Consider the following 16,586-nt stretch of genomic DNA (forward strand, 5'->3'; position numbering starts at 1 on the left):
CTTGCATTACGTCTCGAACAACCCCGCGCCGATATACGAACCCGGCTTCGCGCCCGGCGGCACCGCGAACACCGCGCTGCCTACGTGCGTCGTGAACTGGTTCATCATGTCGAACTTCGCGAGCTTGTCGTTGATCGGAATGAAGCCGGTACGCGGGTCGCTCTGGTGAGCCACGAAAATCAGCCCCGCGTCGTACTCGGTTTCCTGACGCCACGGCGGCCAGCGCTCGATGTAGAAGTTCGTGCCGTCGTTGTACGAATAGGAGCGGCGCAGAATCTGCGCGCCGTTGTTGCTCGCCTGATTCGACAGACGCACATGCGAGTTCTCCGGAATCACCGGATTGCCGTCCTTGTCCTCTTCCTTCAGGTCCACGGCGTCGAACTCGTTTTTCTTGCCGATCGGCGCGCCGCTATATTTGTGACGGCCGAACACCTGCTCCTGGAAGTCGACTTCAGTGTTGTCCCAGTGTTCGAGCGTGATGCGGATGCGCCGTACCACGGTGTAGGTGCCGCCTTCCATCCAGGGCGCGTCGGCGGTGGCGCCGGCCCAGACGAATTCGTTCATCAACTGTGGTTTTGCGGTCGACGGATTGTTGGTGCCGTCCTTGAAGCCCATCAGATTGCGCGGCGTCTGACCGCGCGGACCGGACAGGAAACCGGCCTGGCCCCAACGCATCGCTGCGGTGCCGTACGCGAGACGCGCCAATTGCCGGACCGCGTGAAACGCGACCTGCTGATCGTTCGCGCAGGCCTGGATGTACAGGTCGCCGCCGGTTTTTTCGGCGATGAGCTGGTCGCCGTTGAAGCGCGGCAGATCGACGAGCGCGGCGGGGCGGCGCGAGGCGAGGCCGTAGCGGTCCTTGCCGTCCTTCGTGAACAGACCCGGGCCGAAACCGAACGTGATCGTCAGGCCGCATGGGCCGAGGCCGAGCACGTCGCCGGAATCGGGCGCGGCTTTGGTGTTGGTCGGGCTGTAGGCTGTGTCGTTGGCCTTGGCATCGGACTTCGTGCCGACCTGCGTATCAATCTTTGTGTCTGCCAGTGCTGTTTTGGCCGCGGCGCCGGTCGGCAGCGGTGCGGCTGTGGCGCCTTGCGTCAGGCGCGCGGCAGCGTCGGTCCAGGCACGCAGCAGCGCGATCACGTCTTCGCGTTTCTCGGTCGTCAGATCGAGCGCGGCAACGTACGTGTGACTCTGCTGGGGCGTGACGATGCCGCCTTGATGCAAGCCGTAGAACGGCTCGACCGCCGTCTGCGGATCGGCACCGTGCGCCGGCGTCTTGCCGAGCGCGGCCTGGGCGACGCCGGTCGCACCGAGGCTCGCGCCCGCTGCGACCGCCGCACTGCCGGCCCTCAGAAAACCGCGCCGAGAGGGCCGCGGGGGTTGATCGTTTGCCATGGTTCCTTCACCTTCATTTGGCCGTGGGGAATGCCTGGGTTGCGTTCCGGCTCGTTGGCCGGATCTGCGTCCGTCTTTGCTGCGTCTACTTCGCGAGCACCAGGGTGTTCACGTCGTCCTGCACGTAGTAGAAACCGTCGCCTTCAGGCGTCATCGCGAGACCGAACAGGTCGCCGTTGCCCGGGGGCGATTGCGCCTTGTCGGTGTCGATCCAGCGTGCGTAGATCTGCTTGCCGCTGGCCGGATCGATTTCGACGATCTGGCCGTTCAGCGCGTTCGTGACGAGCAGGTGGCCGTTCGGCGCGGTGACCATTGCAAGCGGGCGATGCAGCAGACCGTCGGCGGTCAGTTGGCGGCCCACGCCTGCGCTGGTGTCGCGCGTCATCGGTTCGTCGATTTCGGTGATGCGGTTGCCGATTGCATCGGACACGTACAGCAGTTTCTGATCGTTCGAGAGCGCGAGTCCGGTCGGGCCGACGAGGAACACGCCCTTATCGGCCTGTGCGCCGAAGCCGCTGCCCACCACGGTTTCCTTCTTGACGACGGGAGCCTTGCCGGCCGGCACGTCGAGGTCCAGACGCAGCACGGTGGCCTGCTTGAACACCGGCGGATTGCCGTTCGCACCGCCCACGCCGAAGCCGGCGTTGCTGACGAACAGCGTCGCGCTGGTGCCGTTATCGACGACCGCCATGTTGCCCCACGGATCGTTGATATTCGGGCTGCTGATGGCCGATGCAACCTTGCCGTTCGGATCGATCACGATCAGGCAGCCGGCGCCCTTGGTGCCGGTGGTGCCGTCATTGCTCGGCGTGCTGCCGACGATCACGTAGCCCGACTTGAGCATCGTCATCGCGGTCGACAGGCCGATGCCGCCCGGGCATTCCTTCAGATCGCGCGGCACCGTGGCGAACACCGTCATCTCCTTGGTGTCCGGGTGATAGTTGATGATCGTGCTGCCGGTACCCTGCAGATTGGTCGAGTTATTGAAGTTGCCGACCAGGACGTCACCTTGCTTGACGGTGCCTGCCGTCACCGGAGCGACCACCACCGCGTACGGATTCTGGTCGCCGTTCCCCGGCACGGTGTTGATCAGCGTGGTGTGATGCTTGACGGTTTCGAGGAAACCTTGCGGTTCGGCGTGCGCGAGGCCGGCCGTCGCGAATGCGGCCGTGCTGACTGCGGCGGCGATCAGGGCGCGCGCGGCGCGCGGCGAAAACTTGCGCGTGGGATTGTTCATGAGTGAGCCTCGGTGCCTGCGCACAAAGCGGTAGTTGCGGTCATGATCGAAAGCATGGGATTCGATGGGTCTTGAGCGTGTGTGGTGATGGCGAACGGCATCAGAACGTAATGTTGGTCCGCACGCCGATGACGAACGTGTTGCGCAGCGGCTGCGTCGGATCGCTCGGGTTCTGGCCGGCGCCGGCATTGAACGTATATTGAGCGTCGGCCTGCAGTTGCCACCACGGGTTGACCTGATACTGGTAGGTCGCTTCGAGCGTGGTTTCGCTGGTGCGCACGCCGTAGGGGCCGCCGCTGAATGCCAGGTTATCCTGATCAAGACCATTCGCGTGGTTGCCGATCTTGATGTAGGTGAGCGCGATGCCGGCGCTGTCGTTGTCGCGACCGACGAACGGCGCCTTCAGCACGATGCCGAGGTTGGCCGCGACGCTCACCAGATTGCGGTCGCCGGGCGCGCCCATCACGCGCGCGAAGACGTTGAGGCTGCGCGGCGAGTCCGGATCCGGGCGCCAGATCATCTGGTCGGCAACCGCGTAGAAGCTATAGTCGCCGTGATGATTCTGCGCGACGCCGGTCGTCGCCGGGTTCGCGAGCGAGAGGCCGGTGTTGTCGAAGCGCTGATCGGCGAAGCTGCCGTTGTTGTACCAGACGCCGAGCTTGTAGGTGCCGGGCAAACCGCCGCCGCCCGCACTGACCATTTCGCCGTCGGCCGGCTGGTTGATCGCGTACTGCAACTCGCCGATGAACAGCGTGCCGTTGTGCAGGTTGAAGTTGGTGCCGCTCTTGTTGTTCGGGTTGTTGCCGAGCGGATCGCCGTCGAATACGCCGGCGAGCGCCGTTAACGAAGGCGTGATCTGTCCGCGCACGCGCACGCCGAGGTCGGCCAGCGGATAAGCGGGACCGCCGGACGGCATGTCGTAGGACGGCAGGGCAGGCCAGCCGAACATCGTGTTCACGAACAGCGCTGAATTCGTGCTGGTGATGAATTCCTGGTCGATACTTTGCTGACCGACCTTCACGTCGATGCGCTTGTTCAGGAACGACTGCTGGTACCACAGTTCCCACAGGCGGGTCGTGTCCTGAGCTTCGATGCCGCTGGCCGTATTCAGCGTGCCGAGCTTGTTGGCGCTGAGGTTGGCCCCGTGGATCTGTAAGGCGCTGACGTTGAACAGGCCGCCCGGCAAACCGAACGCCTTTTGCGTGTCCATCTGCACGGTCGCCGTGGTCAGGCCATCGTAGTCCGCGCCGCGCGCGAGACCGCCGCGGACATTGGCGAGCACTTCGCTGGTTTCCGTGAGCGTGAACGTCACGCCGTATTTGCCCAGCCAGGGGCGCAGACCGCCGATGTCGCCGAGCATCGTCGGGCGATTCCAGAACCCGGTCCACTGATTCGTCTGCGTCGCCTTGATGTTCAGGTCGGCTTCGGGCGCTTCCGGCGCGGCATCGGGATTGGCTTCCGCCATGGCCGCGCCGGCGGTCAACGAGGCCCACGCGAAAGCCGCGCAAAGCGCGGCGCGGCGCAAGGAAGGCAAACGCGAACGACGCGTGGCGCCGCCGCGCATGGCGGAGTCGTGAAGCGAACGCGCCTGAATGGCGGGCTCGACGGACTGAGCGAACTTCATCGAAATCCTTATTTGTGTTGTATCGACTGATCTGACTATCGCGGCGCTACGTCACCAGGTGCCTGCGATGTGCCGCATCGGTTCGCGACGCCTGATGCGGCAGATGGCGAGATCGTACGCATGCGGAATAGGTGCGTCAACACAAATGAGAACGATTCGTATCAATATTACTGGCGTGTAATTTTTAGCTTTACGTACTGCTGCTAAAGGTTCTTTGTATGTAAATTAAATGGAATATAAACGTAATGATTTAGTATGGTTGTGGCCATGTCGAACCGGTTCCGGAGCCCGGATTCGGGGCAGGGAACAAAAGAAGCTATGATCATCTTCCGAAGCCGCGCCGCAGTGCGAAAGCCTTAAGTGCTGCCTGGCGCCCAAAACCATACCGGGACGACACCGATGTCACACACAGTGAATCTGGAAAACTATTTCACCCGCATCGGCTACAAAGGACCTCGCGCGGCGACGCTGGAAGTGCTCCAGGAACTCCACAAGCTGCATCCCAGAGCGATCCCCTTCGAGAACCTGAATCCGCTCACACACCGTGCGGTAAAACTGGATCTCGAATCAGTCGAACAAAAGCTGATCGCGCAAAAACGTGGCGGCTATTGCTTCGAGCAGAACGCACTCTTCGCGAACGTCCTGACGCAGTTAGGCTTCGACATAACGCCCCTGCTGGGCCGAGTCCTTTGGGGCCGCGAATCCGGAGCGATCCCCCCTCGCACGCACATGGTGTTGCGCGTCGACATCAAAGACGAAGCCTGGATCGCCGATGTCGGTTTCGGCAGCATGACGTTGACGGCACCGCTGCGCCTGATCGCCGGCACCGCGCAGCCGACGCAACTCGGCACGTTCCGCCTCGCCGATGCATCGAACGACGCGCTCTACCTCGACGTCCAATCCCGCGATGACACGTGGGCCCGTGTCTACCGTTTCGACCTGCACCCGGTCGAGTGGATCGATTACGAGACCTCGAACTGGTACACCTCGACCGCACCGGATTCGATCTTCCTGAATCATCTGATCGTTTGCCGGGTCCTGGCAGAGTCGCGGCTGACCTTGCGCAACGACCAACTGAACGAACGCGCCGCGGACGGCCAGATCATCAGCGAGCGGCAGCTAAAAAGCGCGGACGAACTCGCAACCTGCCTTCGCGATCAATTCGGTCTGAACACGGGCGACATCGACATGGCAGACGTTTTCGGGCGCGTGCGCTCACCCGCGACGGCCTCCGTCTGAGACAGCCGCGTATAGCGAACTTCAACAACCACCAGCGGGCACGAACCAGCCATGATCACGCGCCTTGTCCTGCAAACAGCAGCCTGGCTGGTATGCATGGGCGCGCTGCTGTTCGGCGCCGCGGGTACGCTCGCGTGGCCTGCCGGCTGGTGGTATCTGATCGAGACCGGCGGGCTGAGTTTGTGGGTCGGTTTCTGGCTGGCGCGCCACGATCCCGGTCTGCTTGCCGAGCGTCTCGCGCCGATCGTTCAGGCGCAACAAAGTCGCTGGGACAGTTTCTTTATGGTGGCCGTGGCGGTGATGTGGAGCGCCTGGCTCGTCCTGATGGCGCTCGATGCAATGCGCTACCGCTGGTCGGCGCCGCTGCCGGTATGGCTGGTGAGTTTCGGCTCGCTCAGTATCTTCGTCTGCATTTTCATGTGCCTGATCGTGTTCCGGGCGAATAGCTATGCCGCGCCCGTCGTGAAGATCCAGGCAAGCCGCGGTCATAAAGTCATCGACACCGGCCCCTACGCCTTAGTCCGTCATCCGATGTACTCGGCCGCGCTGCTGTTGTTCATCGGCACTCCCTTGCTGCTCGGCTCGTGGTGGGGGCTTGCCTGCGTGCCGTTGCTGGTGATCGGCATTGGCTGGCGCGCGGTGCGCGAGGAGCGCGTGCTGGCAGCGCAACTCGAGGGCTACACCGCCTACACCACGCGCGTGCGTTATCGCTTCGTGCCGTTCATCTGGTAGGGCGCGCTGCGCGCCAACTCGAAGCGCGTTCGCTCTTCTCACACCAACCTGTCTAGACAAAACGCACCACGCTGGCGCAGCCGGCGGTGACCGGCGCACCGTCTTTGCCCTTTCAAAACTCCCTTAAAAGCCTTATTACACGGTCGCGCATAGGGGCTTACCCGATGATTTCGGCGATTTCGAAAAAATCCTCTTGCGATGGCTTTTTGACTCATGCAAGCTTGTCTATACAAATTAGACGGCAGTTAAAAACCCAGCTTGGCGGTTTCCTCAATCAAAGGAGTTTCGACGTGAAAGTGAAGCGCACGACGTTAGCAAAAGCATTGATGGGCGCCGTACTCGGCGCCGCGACGATTTTCGCTGCACCGGTGCAGGCCAAAGACTGGAAGACGGTGACGATCGCGCTGGAAGGCGGTTATGCCCCATGGAACCTGACCTTGCCGGGCGGCAAGCTGGGCGGCTTCGAACCTGAGCTGGTCGCCAATCTGTGCGAGCGCATCAAGCTCCAGTGCAACCTCGTGGCGCAAGACTGGGACGGCATGATCCCCGGTCTGCAGGCCGGCAAGTTCGACGTCCTGATGGACGCGATCTCGATCACGCCGGAACGCGAAAAAATCATCGCCTTCTCGAAGCCGTACGCCGCCACGCCGGCCACGTTCGCCGTGACTGACGCGAAAGTGCTGCCCAAGGCCGCACCGACCGCAGCCGTCGTCAAGCTGTCGGGCGATCCGAAGACCGATCAACCCACCGTCGACGCTTTGCGCAAGCAACTGAAGGGCAAGACCATCGGCATTCAGTCGGGCACGGTCTACACCAAGTTCATCAACGACGGCTTCAAGGACGTCGCCACGATCCGCGTCTACAAAACCTCGCCTGAGCGCGACCTCGATCTGGCCAACGGCCGCATCGACGCCTCGTTCGACGACGTGACCTACTACGCCGCCAACGTCGACAAGAAAGAGACTGCGTCGATCATCATGGCCGGCCCGAAGATCGGCGGCCCGATCTGGGGTCCGGGTGAAGGTCTCGCGTTCCGTAAGCAGGACGCCGACCTGAAAGCGAAGTTCGATACCGCGATCAGCGCCGCGCTTGCCGATGGCACCGTCAAGAAACTCTCCGCCAAGTGGTTCAAGACCGACGTCACGCCTTGATTCGCCTGAGCGTTCAGAGGTAACGGTAGGCGCGGCGTGAAAAACCGCGCCTGTCGGCTGGTTCGATCCGCCGTAATGGATGAGGGGTAGGGAATGGCTCTGATAGAGATGCTCGGCTTCGGGCAGGAAGGCTGGGGCGGCGTGTTGCTGCTCGCAGCGTTGATGACGGTCGCGCTTACGCTGGCGGCGCTCGCTGTCGGCGCCGTGTTCGGCGCGCTGGTAGCGGCGGCCAAGCTGTCGCGCTTTCGCACGCTGCGCGTGATCGGCGACCTGTACACCACTGTGTTTCGCGGCGTACCTGAGCTGCTCGTCATCTATCTGTTCTATTTCGGCGGCTCGACGCTCGTGACCACGATTGGTCAATGGTTCGGCGCGGACGGCTTTGTCGGCGTGCCGCCGTTCGTGGTCGGCGCGCTCGCGGTCGGCATGATTTCCGGCGCGTATCAGGCCGAGGTGTATCGCTCGGCGGTGCTCGCGGTATCGCGCGGCGAACTCGAAGCAGCGCGTTCGATCGGCATGCCCACCATGACGATGGCGCGCCGCATTCTGATTCCGCAAGTGCTGCGTTTCGCCTTGCCCGGCATCGGCAATGTCTGGCAATTGAGCCTGAAAGACTCGGCGTTGATTTCGGTCACGGGGCTGGCCGAACTGCTGCGCGCTAGCCAGGTGGCGGCGGGTTCGACGCATCAGTACTTCACGTTCTTCGTGGTGGGCGGCGCGCTGTATCTGCTGATGACCAGCATCTCGAACCGGGTCTTCAACCACGCCGAAGCGCGCGTGGGCCGATCCTTCAAGCGCAACTTCGCGCGCAACTGACGAGGACCGGACATCATGCATTTCGACTTCGATTTTCTGCTCGACACGCTGCGGCAACTGATCGCGGCCGTGCCGACCACGCTCGGGCTGTTCTTCTGCTCGTTGATTCTCGGCGGCTTGCTTTCGCTCGTGATCGTCACGATGCGCGTGTCGCCGCACTGGCTGCCGAACCGTTTCGCGCGTGCCTATATCCTCGTGTTCCGCGGCTCGCCGCTGTTGATCCAGATGTTCCTCGTCTACTACGGCATGGGCCAGTTCGGCGTGATTCGCGAGAGCTTCCTGTGGCCGGTGTTGCGCGAGCCGTACATGTGCGCGGTTTTATCCCTGGCGCTGTGCACCGCCGGATATACCGCTGAGATTATCCGCGGGGGGTTGATGGCCGTGCCGGTCGGTCAGATCGAAGCGGGTTATTCGATCGGCCTGTCGGGTTTCGCGCTGCTGCGCCGCGTGATCGGTCCGATTGCGCTGCGTCAGTGTCTGCCCGCGTATTCGACCGAGGCCGTGCTGCTCGTCAAATCGACCGCGCTCGCGAGTCTCGTCACCGTGTGGGAAGTGACCGGCGTCGCGCAGCAGATCATTCAGCAAACGTATCGCACCACGGAAGTATTCATCTGCGCCGCGCTGATCTATCTGTTCCTGAATTTCGTCATCGTGCGTTTGCTCGGCTTCCTCGAGACGCGCCTGTCGCGCCATCTGCGTGCGGCGCCCGCACAAAGCTCGCCGAGCCGGCCGGTTTCGTCCACGACCGAAGCACGCCGCGCCGCGCCCTGAACGATCGCATATCTTGCAGAATCTGGAGAATCCCATGAACGCTACGGCACCTGTTGCACTGTCGGTCAAGAACATCCATAAGTCGTTCGGCGACCATCACGTGCTCAAAGGCATTTCGCTCGACGCCCATCAAGGCGACGTGATTTCGATTCTCGGCGCGAGCGGCTCCGGCAAGAGCACCTTTCTGCGCTGCCTGAATCTGCTTGAAACGCCGGATGACGGTTCGGTGGCACTCGGCGGCGAAGAGCTGAAAATGAAGCGGCGCGGCGACGGCAAGCTGCAACCGAGCGACCGCCGCCAGGTGGACCGGGTGCGCTCGCAACTCGGGATGGTGTTTCAGAACTTCAATCTCTGGTCGCATATGACCGTGCTGGAGAATCTGATCGAAGGGCCGATGCGCGTGCAAAAGCGCAGCCGTGCCGAATCGGTTGAAGAAGCGGAAGCGCTGCTGGCAAAAGTCGGTCTTGCGGAAAAGCGTGGCCACTATCCCGCACATCTGTCCGGCGGTCAGCAGCAGCGCGTGGCGATCGCGCGCGCTTTGGCGATGCATCCCAAAGTGATGCTGTTCGATGAGCCGACTTCGGCGCTCGATCCCGAACTGGTCGGCGAAGTGCTGCGCGTGATGCGCTCGCTCGCCGAAGAGGGCCGCACGATGCTTGTCGTCACGCACGAAATGGGTTTCGCGCGCCATGTGTCGAATCGCGTGATGTTCCTGCATCAAGGTCAGGTGGAAGCCGACGGCACGCCGGACGAAGTGTTCGTCGAATGCAAGTCGGACCGTTTCCGCCAATTCGTGTCGAGCCACCAGGACCGCGCGACTAACTAATCGATCAGCGTTGGCTGGTTGCCACTTCGTTACTTCACCGCACAGAGCACTATCATGGCCGTGATCCGTTCCGATCGTCCTCTCGACTGGGTTCAGGTGGCGGCCATCGCCGCTGGCGAACCGCTCGAGCTTTCCACCGATGCCCGCTCGCGTATCCGGGCGGCACGCGTGCTTGTCGAGCAGATCGTCGAGCGCGGGATTCGCGCGTACGGCGTGAATACCGGCGTCGGCGCGTTGTGCGACGTAATCGTGTCGCCGTCCGAACAGCGCACGCTGTCGCGCAATATTCTGATGAGTCATGCGGTAGGCGTGGGCGCGCCGCTCGGTGTTGCCGAGACGCGCGCGATCATGGCGGCGGCCGTCAACAATTTTGCACACGGGCATTCGGGGATTCGCCTCGAAGTCGCGGATCAACTGGTCGCGTTGCTCAATGCCGATTGCCTGCCGGAAGTGCCGGCGTTCGGCTCGGTAGGTTATCTGAGCCATATGGCGCATATCGCGCTCGTCTGTATCGGCGAGGGGCATGTGCGCTATCGCGGCGAGCGTCTCAAAGGGCGCGATGCGTTGCAACTGCTCGGCCTTGAACCGCTGGTGCTCGACGCGAAGGAGGGTTTAAGCCTCGTCAACGGCACGCCGTGCGTGACGGGTCTCGCCGCGTTGGCGCTGTCGCGCGCCGCCCGTTTGCTCGACTGGACCGACGTGGTCGCCGCGATGAGCTTCGAGAATCTGCGTGGTCAACTCGCGGCCTTCGACGAAGACTCGCTGGCGCTGCGCATTTCGCCGGGCCTGAACCTGGTCGGCGAACGCATGCGTACCGCGCTCGCCGATAGCGGCATTCTTGCCGCGGTGGTCGGCCAGCGCACGCAGGATCCGCTGAGCATGCGGACCATTCCGCACGTACATGGTGCCGCGCGTGACGTGCTCACTGGGACCGCCGACGTGGTCAATCGCGAACTCGCGTCGATTACCGACAACCCGATCGTCGCCGGCACGCCGGAAGAGCCACGTGTCTATTCGCAGGCGCACGCGGTGGGGGCATCGATCGCACTGGCGATGGACAGCCTTGCCACCGCGATCGCGCAAGTCGCGGCGATGGCCGAGCGGCGTCTCGACCGTCTCGTCAATCCGCTCGTGAGCGGCTTGCCGGCGTTTCTCGCGGAGCCGGGCGGCACCTGTTCGGGCTTCATGATCGCGCAGTACACGGCGGCCTCGCTGGTCGCGCAGAACCGGCGCCTCGCGATGCCCGCGAGTCTCGACGGCGGCATCACATCCGGTCTGCAGGAAGACCACCTGTGCCATGCCACGCCCGCTGCGCTGAAAGCGTTGGAGATCGTCGACAACGCCGGGCGCATCATCGCCATCGAATTGCTGGCGGCGGCACAAGCCTACGATCTGCAAAGCATCGACGCACCGCGCGCGCCGCACACCGATGCGCTCTGGCAACGCATACGCCGCGCTGTGCCGACGTATCGCGACGATCGGCCGCTCGCGGACGACATGAGCATCGCGTTTCGCATCATCGCCGACGAAACACCGCCGCCGCTGCCAAACCCGGGTAATATTCGGCCCGGGCTGGACGCTTCGGTTAGCGACGCAGCTCGCGCCGCATTTGCGAGCGTGACGAGCGTTGGCGCGGCGGGGAAGCTTGGCGCCGACGCGGCGGCCAACGACGGCCGGGCCACTGCCCACGCAGGCTGACGACGCTCGTTGCTGCAATGGCGTGGCCGGCTCGAATGGATGAATCAGATAGATGGAGACAAAGCCGGTGAGCGGGCTTACCCGCCGGTGAACCGGCCTAACGTGTACCACCCGCGTACCACCCACGAGGTCGACGTGAACACTATTACAAACGCGCAAACCGCAGACACGCAGGACCGCCCGGGTCGCACCCCTGAGACACCCGCCAAGGCGATGCCCGCCTATGAGCAGATCAAGCGCTATGTAATCAGGCGCATCAGCGAGGGCGACTGGAAGCCGGGCGGCCTGATCCCATCCGAAACGGAGCTGGTCAAGGAATTCGGTGTCGCGCGCATGACGGTATCGCGCGCGCTGCGTGAGCTCACCACCGAACGCGTGCTGACGCGCGTGCAAGGTTCCGGCACGTTCGTCGCGCCACAGCGCTACGAATCCACGGTGCTGGAAATCCGCAATATCGCCGACGAAATCGCCGCACGTGGCCATCGCCATTCCGCACGTGTGCTGACGCTCGAACCCAGCGACGATCAGCAAGCGCTCGAAGCGCTCGGTCTTGCCAGCGGCCCGGCGTTTCACTCGTGCATCGTACACAGCGAAGAGGGCGAGCCGATCCAGTACGAAGATCGCTACGTCAATCCGAAGGTGTTCCCCGAGTACCTGGAGCAGGACTTCACTGTCGAGACGCCGAATCACTACATGGTGCGGCTCGCGCCGATCCAGCGCGCGGAGTTTCGTATCTATGCGCAGAAGCCCGACGCGTATGTGCGGCGGCATCTGATGATGGATATCGGCGAGCCTTGCCTGCAGCTATGGCGCCGCACATGGGTCGGCGATGATGTGGCGACGTCGGTGCAACTGTGGCATCCGGCGTCGCGTTTCCATCTGGCGGGCAACGTGTGAATGGCAGGAAGCGGGCGAGGGCACGGCGCTCGCGCCGCTAGCCCTGGCGCTGCGACAGATCCGGCGTGAATCGGCAACCGAGCCGATACCGCGAGCCCGGATGCACGAAACGCGCGAACGTGACCGCAACGCCGCTCGTCCATGTGCGGCGCATCAGCGTCAGGCACGGCTCATCGGCGCGAATTTCCAGCCACTCGGCTTCGGCGCGCGTCGGCAGACCCGCGTCGACGACATGCTCGACGTCATGCGCCGGCACGGTCTCGAACAGATACTCGGACGGCCTCGTCGTAGAGAAATCCTGCTTCAGGAAGTCCGGCGCCGTGACCGGATTGACGTAGCGGTCTTCGAGCTGCACCGGCAGACCGTTCTCGCGATGCACGCAAATCACATGAAACACGGAAGCGCCGGGCGCAAGCCCTAATGCGTTCGACACCGTCACCGGCGCAGTTTCGCGTTGCGAGAGGACGGTATCGTAGCTGTATTCGTGACCGCGCGAGCGGATCTCGTCGCCGATATGGGCGATCATCAGCAGCGTCGATTGCGGCTTGGTTTGCGCAACGAAGGTGCCGACGCCGGACACGCGGGTAACGAGGCCTTCATCGGCGAGTTCGCGCAGCGCGCGGTTCACCGTCATGCGCGACACGCCTAACGTCGCGACCAGGTCCAGCTCGGACGGCAGACGGTCGCCCGCTTGCCGCGCGCCCGATTCGATGATCTGGCGGATGTGGGTCTTGACCTGTTCGTAGCGGGCGGCCGGTGCGTCAGTCACCACGCGCGCGGTTTTCATCGCCGCGGCGGGCGGATTGTCGTGAGCTTTGCTGCGAACGGTGGAGGACATCGGCGGCCCTTGCGCTACAGTCCGCGTGAACTGCACGAGCCAGCCGAATCGGGAGGGCATCGGCGCAAGTTCATACCGGCTCCGCATCATCCGGACCGCGCGCCCAGAAGGCATTGCGGTCGAAGTAGTTTTGCAGGAACTGCCGCAAACGCGGCTGCCCGGCATCGTGAAAGACCTCGCGCGGCTTGCCTTGCACGGCGATGCGCCCCTGATCGATGAACATCACCTTGTCGGCGACCTGCGCGGCAAAGCCCATTTCGTGCGTGACGACAGCCATCGTCATGCCGTCGCGCGCGAGCTGCTTCATCACTTGCAATACTTCGCCGACCAGTTCGGGATCGAGCGCCGAGGTCGGCTCGTCGAATAGCATGATGTGCGGCTCCATTGCCAGCGCGCGAGCAATTGCAACGCGCTGCTGCTGGCCGCCCGAGAGTTTCGACGGGTAGGCATCTCCCTTATGCGCGAGGCCAACGGTTTCCAGCATCGCATTGGCGCGGCGGCGCGCTTCATCGCGTGACAGACTGCGCACGCGCAGCAACGCTTCCATCACATTGCCGAGCGCCGTCATATGCGGCCACAGATTGAATTGCTGAAACACCATGCCGACGTTGCGCCGCACGCGATTGATCTCGCCTTGCGACGCTCGCACGCGTTTTCCATTGCGCTCGCTGTAACCGAGCAGTTCGCCTTCGATGCGCACGTCGCCCTGATCGTAGGTTTCGAGCGCGGCGAGGCAGCGCAGCAGCGTGCTCTTACCCGAGCCCGATGGGCCGATGATGCAGACCACTTCGGAGCGGGCGATCTCGAGATCGACGCCGCGCAGTACTTCGACCTCGCCAAAGCGTTTCTTCAGGTCGCGCACTTCGATCAGCGGCGCGCCGGGCGGTGTATCGAAGGCAGCGGTGGAAGTGGAGGACGGCATGTCGGCGATAGCGTTCATAAGATGGTCCGGATTTCCGTTCATGCCATGAAGCGCGCGATGCGGGTTTCGGCCCACATGCCCGCGCGCGAGGTCAATTCGACCAGCGCGAGATAGCACACGCACAGCACCAGCAGCGTTTCGACAAAAGCGAAGGTGGCCGAACCGATGCCGGTCAGCACGAACGTGAGCTCGGGGACGGTGACGATCGACAGCACCGCGGTTTCCTTGCTCAGCACGATAATCAGATTGGTCAACGCCGGCACGATCAGCACCAGCATTTGCGGCACCTGAATGCGCAGGACGGCTTGCCAGCGGGTGAGTCCGAGACAGGCTGCCGCTTCGAGATGACCCGGCGGCACCGATTGAAAGCCGGAGCGAAAGGCTTCGGCGAAATACGCGCTGCCGTAGAGGCCTAATCCGAGCACACCGGCTGTCATCGGTTCGAGCGTGAGGCCGAAGGACGGGCCGCCGTAGTACAGCAAAAACAGTTGCACCAGAAATGGCGTGCCGCGAAACAGTTCGATGTAGAAGCGCAATACGCCGCGCACCCAGCGTCCGCAAAAGAGCTGCAGCACGGCGATGAGAAAGCCGATCAGAATGCCGATCGCGACGCCCGCGGCCCAGGTGCCGAGCGTGGTCGCGAGACCGGCGGCAATCGGCTGCAGGTTGTGTGTAATGACGGTGGGGTCGAGCTTTTGCATGGCCTATTTCAATCTCAAGCTCTAGGTGGGTCAGGCGTGCTGCAAACGGTATTCGGCGGCGTGCGCGACGAGCGCCAGCGTGCCGCAGATCACGAAGTAAATCAGCCCGGCAGCGACGTAGGCTTCGAGCGGCCGATAGGTGCTGGCCGCGATGTTCTGCGCAGTGCGCGTCAGTTCGGCCACACCCACCACCGAAATCAGCGACGAAGCCTTGATCAGCAGCACCATTTCGTTGACGAGCGAAGGCAGCGTCAAGCGAAACGCCTGCGGCACCAGAATGCGCCGCAGCATATCGAACGGTGAGAGCCCGAGCATGCGCGCGGCTTCGAGATGGCCCGGCGGAATGCTGAGAAAGCCGCCGCGCAGAATCTCGGCGATATAGGAAGCGGAGCACAGCGACACGGCGCTGATTGCCGCGACGATGGGCGATACGTTGATCCCGGCGAACGGCAGCAGGTAATACACCAGCAGCAGTTGCACCAGCATCGGCACGCCGCGAAAAAAGAACACGTAGGCGCCGCCGAACATGCGCGCCCAGCGCTTCGGGGAGAGGCGTGCGGCACACACGCCGATCGCGACGAAGAAACCGATCAGGAGGCCCGTCAGTGAAATGCCGATGGTAGCGAGTGCCGCATGCAGCAGCAGCGGCAGGCCCTGGAGGAAGACGGTCGTGCTGAACATACGCGTCGCACTCGCTAGATCAGTGCATCAATAGTTCGGCGTCGGCATCGTTGTCGGCGCATCCATCGCGACACCGAACCACTTTTTCTGCAAGGTCGCGAGGCGCCCGTCGTTGTGCATTTTCACGAGCGCGGCGTTGAAAGCATCGGCGAGCGTCTTGCTGTCCGCGTCTTTACGCAGGCAGTAAGCAAAGTACACTTTCGCGCCGAACGGCGGCTGCACCACAGCGAAGGTTTCGGGACGTTGTTTCGCGACATACGCGATGTTGGTCATCGAGTTCGCGACCGCCGCGATGCGGCCGGCGGCGAGATCGGCGTAGGCCTGATTGTTGTCGACGTATTCGCGGATTTCAGGCGGCTTCGGCAAGGTGGCGACGTAGGTCTTCAACTGGTCGAGCTGGGCCGAGCCTTTGCCCGCGCCGACCGTCTTGCCGGCGATATCCGACGATTGCTTGACGGCGGAATCGTTGGCGCGCTTGAGCAGCGCGTCGGTGGCGTCCGCGATCGGCAGGGTGTACGTGTAGCGTTCCATGCGCGCCTTCGTGACTGTCAGTGGGCCGCCCACCATATCGAACTTGCCGGCTTCGAGACCCGGCAGCACGCTCGGCCACGGCAAGTCGATGAAGCGCACCTTGACGCCCATTTCCTTGCCGACCTCGGCGAACAGGTCCTTATTGAAGCCCGCTTGCTGGCCGTTTTCAAGGAAGTCGAACGGCGCGAACTGCATCTCGGTGCCCACCACCAGTTCGCCTGCTTTCTTCACTTTGGCGAGCTGGTCTTCCGCGTGGGCGGTGACGCTTGCCGCGCACAACGCCAGCATGACCAAACGACACTTCCAGCCTGCAAGGATGCTCATGGGATTCTCCGGTTGGCAAAGCGGTGTCGCGCGAAAGCGGTTCGTCAGCATGGACCGGCGCGAGTCATGCGATGCAGTATATACCGCAGTTTTCGCGCGAAATAAATAAACGCACGAGTAGAGAAAAGCCCTTACGTGAAGCCCCGCAAAGCAACTTGCGGGTACGCTTTTGGCGGTATATACAACTGGAATGCACGAGGCAC

Annotated in this window: 16 protein-coding genes; 8 read left to right on the forward strand and 8 right to left on the reverse strand. The window is 63.0% G+C overall.

Features of this window, described 5'->3' with window-relative positions; genetic code table 11:
* Positions 1-6 precede the first annotated feature (6 nt).
* The 3 genes from P3T25_RS36420 to P3T25_RS36430 form a co-directional block, all read right to left on the reverse strand.
* On the reverse strand, positions 7-1,395 hold the full coding sequence (locus P3T25_RS36420) for a Dyp-type peroxidase (RefSeq protein ID WP_266241014.1): 1,389 nt from the start codon (positions 1,393-1,395) through the stop codon (positions 7-9).
* 85 nt (positions 1,396-1,480) lie between these two features.
* Entirely contained in the window at positions 1,481-2,632 is a 1,152-nt protein-coding gene (locus P3T25_RS36425) for a hypothetical protein (protein WP_266241013.1), read from the reverse strand.
* A gap of 100 nt (positions 2,633-2,732) precedes the next feature.
* On the reverse strand, positions 2,733-4,256 hold the full coding sequence (locus P3T25_RS36430; protein ID WP_266241012.1) for a carbohydrate porin: 1,524 nt from the start codon (positions 4,254-4,256) through the stop codon (positions 2,733-2,735).
* 399 nt (positions 4,257-4,655) lie between these two features.
* Between P3T25_RS36430 and P3T25_RS36435 the strand changes: the two genes are divergently transcribed.
* The 8 genes from P3T25_RS36435 to hutC (P3T25_RS36470) all read left to right on the forward strand — a co-directional run bounded on the left by P3T25_RS36435 (position 4,656) and on the right by hutC (P3T25_RS36470) (position 12,386).
* Positions 4,656-5,495, forward strand: a complete 840-nt coding sequence (locus P3T25_RS36435; protein WP_266241011.1) for an arylamine N-acetyltransferase family protein — start codon at positions 4,656-4,658, stop codon at positions 5,493-5,495.
* A gap of 51 nt (positions 5,496-5,546) precedes the next feature.
* Positions 5,547-6,227 carry a methyltransferase family protein gene (locus tag P3T25_RS36440; RefSeq protein ID WP_266241010.1) on the forward strand — a complete coding sequence of 227 codons (681 nt, stop codon included), beginning with the start codon at positions 5,547-5,549 and terminating at the stop codon, positions 6,225-6,227.
* Between the two features lie 326 nt (positions 6,228-6,553).
* Positions 6,554-7,378: a transporter substrate-binding domain-containing protein gene (locus P3T25_RS36445; protein ID WP_154567718.1), complete on the forward strand. Its 825-nt coding sequence runs from the start codon at positions 6,554-6,556 to the stop codon at positions 7,376-7,378.
* A 93-nt stretch (positions 7,379-7,471) separates the two neighbouring features.
* On the forward strand, positions 7,472-8,194 hold the full coding sequence (locus tag P3T25_RS36450) for an ABC transporter permease (RefSeq protein WP_154567712.1): 723 nt from the start codon (positions 7,472-7,474) through the stop codon (positions 8,192-8,194).
* Between the two features lie 15 nt (positions 8,195-8,209).
* Positions 8,210-8,965: an ABC transporter permease gene (locus tag P3T25_RS36455; protein WP_154567711.1), complete on the forward strand. Its 756-nt coding sequence runs from the start codon at positions 8,210-8,212 to the stop codon at positions 8,963-8,965.
* 34 nt (positions 8,966-8,999) lie between these two features.
* Positions 9,000-9,791 (forward strand): ABC transporter ATP-binding protein, encoded by a 792-nt coding sequence (locus tag P3T25_RS36460; protein ID WP_429361872.1) that lies wholly within the window; start codon positions 9,000-9,002, stop codon positions 9,789-9,791.
* 54 nt (positions 9,792-9,845) lie between these two features.
* A complete protein-coding gene (locus tag P3T25_RS36465; protein ID WP_266241009.1) occupies positions 9,846-11,489 on the forward strand; it encodes an HAL/PAL/TAL family ammonia-lyase in 1,644 nt (547 codons plus the stop codon).
* 213 nt (positions 11,490-11,702) lie between these two features.
* Positions 11,703-12,386 (forward strand): histidine utilization repressor, encoded by a 684-nt coding sequence (gene hutC / locus P3T25_RS36470; RefSeq protein WP_154566065.1) that lies wholly within the window; start codon positions 11,703-11,705, stop codon positions 12,384-12,386.
* A gap of 37 nt (positions 12,387-12,423) precedes the next feature.
* Here the strand turns inward: hutC (P3T25_RS36470) and hutC (P3T25_RS36475) are convergent, their stop codons facing one another.
* The 5 genes from hutC (P3T25_RS36475) to P3T25_RS36495 form a co-directional block, all read right to left on the reverse strand.
* The gene (gene hutC, locus P3T25_RS36475; RefSeq protein ID WP_154566040.1) at positions 12,424-13,224 is read right to left on the reverse strand and encodes a histidine utilization repressor; all 801 of its coding nucleotides are present in this window, start codon (positions 13,222-13,224) and stop codon (positions 12,424-12,426) included.
* Positions 13,225-13,294: 70 nt separating this feature from the next.
* Positions 13,295-14,164 carry an amino acid ABC transporter ATP-binding protein gene (locus P3T25_RS36480; RefSeq protein ID WP_154566041.1) on the reverse strand — a complete coding sequence of 290 codons (870 nt, stop codon included), beginning with the start codon at positions 14,162-14,164 and terminating at the stop codon, positions 13,295-13,297.
* Positions 14,165-14,184: 20 nt separating this feature from the next.
* The gene (locus tag P3T25_RS36485; RefSeq protein ID WP_154566042.1) at positions 14,185-14,847 is read right to left on the reverse strand and encodes an amino acid ABC transporter permease; all 663 of its coding nucleotides are present in this window, start codon (positions 14,845-14,847) and stop codon (positions 14,185-14,187) included.
* Positions 14,848-14,877: 30 nt separating this feature from the next.
* Complete coding sequence (locus tag P3T25_RS36490) at positions 14,878-15,528, reverse strand: amino acid ABC transporter permease (RefSeq protein ID WP_054040252.1); 651 nt, start codon at positions 15,526-15,528, stop codon at positions 14,878-14,880.
* Between the two features lie 27 nt (positions 15,529-15,555).
* A complete protein-coding gene (locus P3T25_RS36495) occupies positions 15,556-16,383 on the reverse strand; it encodes a transporter substrate-binding domain-containing protein (RefSeq protein ID WP_154566043.1) in 828 nt (275 codons plus the stop codon).
* Between the last annotated feature and the right edge of the window lie 203 nt (positions 16,384-16,586).

Origin of the sequence: Paraburkholderia sp. GAS32, assembly GCF_050434225.1 — a bacterium.
Lineage (GTDB): Bacteria > Pseudomonadota > Gammaproteobacteria > Burkholderiales > Burkholderiaceae > Paraburkholderia > Paraburkholderia madseniana.